This window comes from Phenylobacterium sp. (assembly GCF_036821595.1).
Lineage (GTDB): Bacteria > Pseudomonadota > Alphaproteobacteria > Caulobacterales > Caulobacteraceae > Phenylobacterium.
The window spans coordinates 23,023-29,703 of the sequence record NZ_DAISJG010000036.1 but is presented as its reverse complement, the minus strand read 5'-3'; the positions used below and the strand labels follow the sequence as shown (position 1 = coordinate 29,703).

6 protein-coding genes are annotated in these 6,681 nt (G+C 70.9%); 1 reads left to right on the top strand and 5 read right to left on the bottom strand.

The annotated features are described in order from the left end of the window. The 3 genes from V7Z97_RS14490 to V7Z97_RS14480 all read right to left on the bottom strand — a co-directional run. A partial coding sequence (locus V7Z97_RS14490) for a GMC family oxidoreductase (RefSeq protein ID WP_334164143.1) occupies nucleotides 1-403 on the bottom strand: 403 nt, incomplete at its 3' end. A 43-nt stretch (nucleotides 404-446) separates the two neighbouring features. Further along, nucleotides 447-734, bottom strand: a complete 288-nt coding sequence (locus V7Z97_RS14485) for a GIY-YIG nuclease family protein (protein WP_334164142.1) — start codon at nucleotides 732-734, stop codon at nucleotides 447-449. Nucleotides 735-810: 76 nt separating this feature from the next. Next, nucleotides 811-1,833, bottom strand: a complete 1,023-nt coding sequence (locus V7Z97_RS14480; RefSeq protein WP_334164141.1) for a hypothetical protein — start codon at nucleotides 1,831-1,833, stop codon at nucleotides 811-813. A gap of 146 nt (nucleotides 1,834-1,979) precedes the next feature. Here V7Z97_RS14480 and V7Z97_RS14475 point away from each other — a divergent pair, with 146 nt between their 5' ends. Continuing rightward, entirely contained in the window at nucleotides 1,980-3,797 is a 1,818-nt protein-coding gene (locus V7Z97_RS14475; protein WP_334164140.1) for a flavin-containing monooxygenase, read from the top strand. 30 nt (nucleotides 3,798-3,827) lie between these two features. Here the strand turns inward: V7Z97_RS14475 and cueR are convergent, their stop codons facing one another. Both cueR and V7Z97_RS14465 read right to left on the bottom strand, forming a co-directional pair. Next, nucleotides 3,828-4,256, bottom strand: coding sequence for a Cu(I)-responsive transcriptional regulator (gene cueR / locus V7Z97_RS14470; RefSeq protein ID WP_334164139.1), 429 nt, complete (start codon nucleotides 4,254-4,256; stop codon nucleotides 3,828-3,830). Between the two features lie 11 nt (nucleotides 4,257-4,267). Continuing rightward, nucleotides 4,268-6,655 (bottom strand): heavy metal translocating P-type ATPase, encoded by a 2,388-nt coding sequence (locus tag V7Z97_RS14465; protein WP_334164138.1) that lies wholly within the window; start codon nucleotides 6,653-6,655, stop codon nucleotides 4,268-4,270. Between the last annotated feature and the right edge of the window lie 26 nt (nucleotides 6,656-6,681).

Sequence of the window (6,681 nt, the reverse complement as noted above, 5' to 3'; positions counted from 1 at the left end):
CGTCGATGTGGTCCTCGTGGGCCAGGAAGTGCGGCAGGACGTCGTCCCAGCCCCAGCCCGGAAGGCCGAGCTGGCGCCAGCCGTCGTAGTCGGCGGCCTGGCCGCGCATGTAGATCATGGCGTTGATGGCGCTGGACCCGCCGATCACCTTGCCGCGCGGATAGGCGAGGCTGCGGCCGCCCAGCCCCGGCTCCTCGGCGGTGGTGAACATCCAGTCGGCGCGCGGGTGGCCGATGGCGAACAGGTAGCCCACGGGGATGTGGAACCAGACCCAGTCGTCCTGGCCGCCGGCCTCGAGGACGAGGACGCGGTGGCGCGGGTCGGCCGAAAGCCGGTTGGCCAGCAGGCACCCCGCCGAGCCCGCGCCAGCGATGATGTAGTCGTACTCGCCGATCGAACCCATCAATCGCTCATCCCCGCGAAAGCGGGGACCCAGGTGTTTTTCCTCATTCCGGCTCCAGGGTCTCGGCGAGATCCCGCCAGCCCGGATTGAACCGTTCGATCAGTTCGATCTTCCACGCCCGTCGCCACTTCTTCATCGCCCGCTCACGCGCGAAGGCCGCTTCGCGCCCCTCGAAGTACTCGAAATAGACGAGAGTTTTCACGCCGTACCTGGCGGTGAAACCTGCGCGTTGGCCCTCCCGGTGTTCAATGACCCGGCGGGAGAGGCCGTCGGTGTGGCCGATGTAGAGCGTGCCGTTGCGGCCGCTGGCCAGGATGTAGGCGGCGAACATCGGCGTTTCCGGGGACAGAAAAAGCCTGGGTCCCCGCTTTCGCGGGGATGAGCGGAGGAAGGTAGCGGCCTCGCTGCTACTCCGTCAGGTCCACGGCCTCGGCCTGGCGGCCTTCCTTTTCGGCGAGCCTTGCGCCGGCGAGGATGCCGGGGAGGGAGTAGTTGCCCTCGTGGCAGGCGTATTCGTAGACCGGCCCCTTGGCGGCGTTCAGCGGCATCTGGGCCTTCCAGGCCCGGGTGAAGACCTTGGGGTCGTCGACGGTGAACTCGTAGAGGATCTGGCCGTCGGCGATGCGGGTGAAGCGCTCGGTGACCTTGGCGTCCTCCGAGATGTAGATGGTGGCCGCGAAATAGGGCCGCAGCACCTCGCCCGGATTGAAGTTGGTGGTCTCGACCACGAGGGTGTCGCCCTCCCACCAGCCGACCGAGTCGCCCATCCAGGGGCGGATGTGGGCCGGGACGTGGGCGCGGTCCTTCAGGCGGATCACGCGGGCGTCGTGGTTCATCTCGACGACGATGGTGACGTAGTCGGGCGTCTGCACGATCTCGTAGTGGTTGTTGTAGAGCACGTTGAGCATCGGCGGGCCGGCGGTGGAGCCGAAGCCCAGGATGCAGCGCTCGCCGAGCGGGCGGCTCTCGGGGCCGTCGAAGCCGTTGCGGGCCTTCTCCAGCGTGGTCTGCAGCAGGCGGCGGCCCTCGGCGCTGTAGGGCAGCTTGCCGTCGGCCGGCTCGACGATCCAGGAGGTGCGCACCTCGCCGGCGATGCGGCCCATCGCCGTGCCGGGGTCGGTCCAGGCGGCGTTGTAGCCGCCGGGGTCGTCGGCGACCGGGGGAGCGCCAGCGTTCGGGTCCGACGGCCGGTCGGCGGCGGCGCGCATGGCGGCGCGGCGGGCCTCGAAGGCCCTGGCCTCGGCTTCAGGGATCGTGAGCGATTTGAACATCGCCGGCCGCTCCAGGCCGGTGATGGCGGCGTTGGTCCACACCCCCTGGAGATCGGGCTGGCCGAAGCTGGTGCGCGGCGCCCGGTAATCCTGGGCGGGAGCGGCCGTGGCGACCGCGGCGGCGGCGAGGGCGAGGAGGGCGGCGCGGAACAGGGTCATGCGAAACGGTACCGCCGGCGGGGCGCGATTGTCGAGCTTTCGGTATGGTGCGGGGCTCCGCGGCGGTTGACGGGGCTTGATTGTCCCGGCGTCAATTGCACGCTGATGGCGTGTGGCCGCATCGAGAACGGCCCGGGAGGACACGGATGTCGGAAACGCTGGACCGCACGGGCGACGACCTGGGCTTCGATCCGGACGCCCTGCGCGACAAGTACCGGGCCGAGCGCGACCGCCGCCTGCGGGCCGACGGCAGCCAGCAGTACGTGGAGATCGCCGGCGCCTTCGCCCACTACCTCGAGGACCCCTATGTGGAGCCGGGGTTCAGCCGCGCGCCCCTGACCGACGAGGTCGAGGTGGTGGTGGTCGGCGGCGGGTTCGGCGGCCTGCTGGCCGCGGCCCGGCTGCGCGAGCAGGGCGTGGCCGACATCCGGATCATCGAGAAGGGCGGCGACTTCGGCGGCACCTGGTACTGGAACCGCTATCCCGGCGCGGCCTGCGACATCGAGAGCTACATCTACCTGCCGCTCCTGGAGGAGATCGGCTACGTGCCGAAGGAGAAGTACTCGCGCGCGCCGGAGATCCTGGAGCACAGCCGGGCGATCGGCCGGCACTTCGGCCTCTACGACAACGCCTGCTTCCAGACCGAAGTCACCGAGATGCGGTGGGACGAGGACGCCGCCCGCTGGATCGTGAAGACCAACCGCGGCGACGCCATGAAGGCCCGCTTCGTGGTCATGGCCAACGGGCCGCTGCACCGGCCGAAGCTGCCGGGCATCCCGGGCGTGGAGAGCTTCAAGGGCCACTCCTTCCACACCAGCCGCTGGGACTACGGCTACACCGGCGGGACCTCCGACGGCGGGCTCACGGGCCTGAAGGACAAGGTGGTGGGGATCATCGGCACGGGGGCGACCGCCGTGCAGTGCGTGCCGCACCTCGGCGAATGGTCGAAGCACCTCTACGTGTTCCAGCGGACGCCCTCGTCGATCGACGTGCGCAACAACCGGCCGACCGATCCGGACTGGGCGGGGCGCCTGGAGCCGGGCTGGCAGCAGTACCGGATGGACAACTTCAACACCCTGGTCTCGGGCGGCTTCGCCGACGAGGACCTGGTGAACGACGGCTGGACCGACATCATCGGCAACATCCTGCTGCTGGCCCGAAAGAAGATGATGGCCGGCGAGGCGGTGGAGGACCCGGCCGCCCTGATGCAGCTCGCCGACTTCAAGAAGATGGAGCAGGTGCGCGCGCGGGTGGACGAGGTGGTCCGGGACAAGGCCACGGCCGAGGCGCTGAAGCCCTGGTACAACCAGTTCTGCAAGCGGCCCTGCTTCCACGACGACTACCTGCCGACCTTCAACCGGCCGAACGTGACCCTGGTGGACACCAAGGGCCGGGGCGTGGAGCGGATCACCGAGACCGGCGTGGTGGTGGAGGGCCGGGAGTATCCGGTCGACTGCCTGATCTACGCCACCGGCTTCGAGGTCGGCACCGACTACACGCGCCGCTCGGGCTACGAGCTCTACGGGCGCGGCGGGCTGACGCTGACCGAGAAGTGGAAGGGCGGGGCGGCGACCCTGCACGGCCTGACCAGCCGGGGCTTCCCCAACTGCTTCATCATCTCGAACGTGCAGTCGGGCTTCTCGGCCAATTTCCCGCACATGATCAACGAGCAGACCAAGCACATCGCCTACATCCTGAAGGCGGCGGGCGAGCGGCAGGCGCGCACGGTGGAGCCCAGCCAGGAGGCGGAGGACGCCTGGGTCGACACCATCGTCAAGCTGGCGGTGCTGCGGGAGAACTTCCTGAAGGAATGCACGCCCGGCTACTACAACAACGAGGGCATGCCCGAGACGATGAGCGCCAAGAACAGCTCCTATGGCGCGGGCCCGGTGGCCTTCACCAAGGTGCTGGAGGCCTGGCGGGCCGAGGGCGAGCTGAAGGGCCTGGAGCTGGCCGCCGGCTGAGGCGCCGGCGCGACCCAGGTCCAGGCCGTCTCAGCCGCGCCGGGTCCTCGGACGCGGCTCGCTGGGCGCGGTCCCGCCGGTCAGGTCGGCGAGGATCGGGCAGTCCGGCCGGTCGTCGCCCGCGCAGCAGTGGGACAGATGGCGCAGGGTGCCGACCATGGCCTGCATCTCGGCGATGCGGGCCTCCAGATCGGCGATGTGCTTGTCGGCGATGGCCTTCACCTCGCGGCTCGGCCGGTCGCGGTCGCGCCACAGAGAGAGCAGGCGGGTGATCTCCTCCATGGAGAAGCCGAGGCCCCGCGCCCGGCGGATGAAGCGCAGCTCGTTCAGCTCGCGCTCGCCGTACTCCCGGTAGTTGGACTCGGTCCGGGCCGACGGCCGCACGAGGCCGATCTCGTCGTAGTAGCGGATCATCTTGGCGGTGACGCCGGAGGCGCGGGACGCCTGTCCGATGTTCATGGCGAGGACTCCTAGAGCTTCACGCCGCGCAGCCTGAGCGCATTGCCGACGACGCTGACGCTGGAGAGCGCCATGGCGGCGGCGGCGATGGCCGGCGACAGCAGCAGGCCGAACACGGGATAGAGCACGCCCGCGGCGATCGGCACGCCGGCGGCGTTGTAGACGAAGGCGAAGAACAGGTTCTGGCGGATGTTGCGCATCACCGCGCGCGACAGCTTCCGCGCCTTGACGATGCCCTGGAGGTCGCCCCGGAGCAGGGTGACCCCGGCGCTCTCGATGGCGACGTCGGCGCCGTGGCCCATGGCGATGCCCACCTCGGCGGCGGCGAGGGCGGGGGCGTCGTTCACCCCGTCGCCGGCCATGGCGACCTTGCGGCCCTGGGCGCGGAGCTTCTCGACGACGGCGGCCTTGTCCTGCGGCAGGACCTCGGCCTCCACCTCGTCGATGCCGAGGCGGCGGGCGACGGCGAGCGCCGTGGTGCGGTTGTCGCCGGTCATCATGACCAGCCGCACGCCCTCGGCCTTCAGGGCGCGGACCGCCTCGGGCGTGGTGGACTTGACCGGGTCGGCGATGGCGAAGACGGCGGCGGCCTTGCCGTCCACGGCCATGAAGATCGCCGTGGCGCCGTCGGCGCGCAGGGCCTCGGCCTCGGCGTCGAGGGCGGAGGTGTCGACGCCCTGCTCGGCCTGGAACTTGCCGGAGCCGAGGACCAGGCTGCGGCCCTCCACCTGGCCCAGCACGCCCTTGCCGACGGGGGAGTCGAACCCGGAGGCCTCGGCCAGCGCCAGGCCGCGGTCGAGGGCGGCGCGGACGACGGCGTCGGCCAGCGGGTGCTCGCTGCCCCGCTCCAGGCTGGCGGCGAGCCGCAGGAGCTCGGTCTCGTCGAAACCGGCGGCCGGGCGGATGGCGGTGACGGCGGGACGGCCCTCGGTGAGGGTGCCGGTCTTGTCGATCACCAGGGTGTCGATGTGCTCGAAGCGCTCCAGGGCCTCGGCGTTCTTGATCAGGACGCCGGCCTGGGCCCCGCGGCCGACGCCGACCATGATCGAGATCGGGGTGGCGAGGCCGAGCGCACAGGGACAGGCGATGATCAGCACCGAGACCGCGGCGACGAGCGCGAAGGTGTAGGCCGGCTCCGGGCCGAAGATCGCCCAGGCGATGAAGGCCAGGACGGCGACCGCGATCACCGCCGGCACGAACCAGCCGGAGACCCGGTCGGCCATGCGCTGGATCGGCGCGCGGCTGCGCTGGGCCTGGGCGACCATCTGCACGATCTGGGAGAGCAGGGTGTCGGCGCCGACCTTCTCGGCGCGCATGACGAACGAGCCGGTCTTGTTGATCGACCCGCCGACCACCTTGTCGCCGGCCTCCTTGGTGACCGGCATGGACTCGCCGGTGACCATGGACTCGTCGATGGCCACGCGGCCTTCCAAGAGTTCGCCGTCCACGGGGACCTTCTCGCCCGGGCGGACGCGCAGGCGGTCGCCGACCACGATCAGGTCCAGGGTCACCTCCTCGTCGGAGCCGTCGTCGCGGACCCGGCGGGCGGTCTTCGGCGCGAGGTCGAGCAGGGCCTTGATGGCCCCGGAGGTCTGCTCGCGGGCGCGCAGCTCCAGGAGCTGGCCCAGCAGGACCAGCACGGTGATCACCGCGGCGGCCTCGAAGTAGATCGCCACCGTGCCGTCGTGGCGGCGGAAGGCGTCGGGGAACAGGCCCGGCGCCACGGTGGCCACCACGCTGTAGGCCCAGGCCACGCCGACGCCCATGGCGATCAGGGTGAACATGTTGAGGTTGCGGGTGACCAGCGAGCGCCAGCCGCGCTCGAAGAACGGCCAGCCGCTCCACAGGACGACGGGGGTGGCGAGCGCGAGCTGCAGCCAGTTGGAGGCCTGGCCGCCGATGCGGTCGGTCAGGCCGGTGAGGTGGCCGCCCATCTCCAGGGCGAACACGGGCAGGGTGAGGGCGAGGCCGATCCAGAACCGGCGGCCGAAGTCGGCGAGCTCCGGGTTGGGTCCGGCGTCGGCGCTGAACAGCTCCGGCTCGAGCGCCATGCCGCAGATCGGGCAGGAGCCGGGGCCGACCTGGCGGACCTCCGGGTGCATGGGGCAGGTGTAGATGGTCCCCGGGGGCGCCTCGGGCGCCTGGGCCTTCTCCGCGCTCAGGTAGCGCTCGGGGTCGGCGGTGAACTTGGTCCGGCAACCGGCCGAGCAGAAGTAGTAGGGCTGGCCGTGGTGTTCGGCGCGGTGCGGGGTGGCGTGCGGGTCGACGGTCATGCCGCAGACCGGGTCGATCACCGCATGGGCGTCGGCGGCCGGGGCCGGGTGATGGTGGCCGTGGGCGGCGTGGTCGTGACCCTTGTGGTCGTGGGCGTCGCCGCCGTGGCAGCAGGTCTTGGTCATGGTCGGTCTCCACCTCCAGCGGTGAG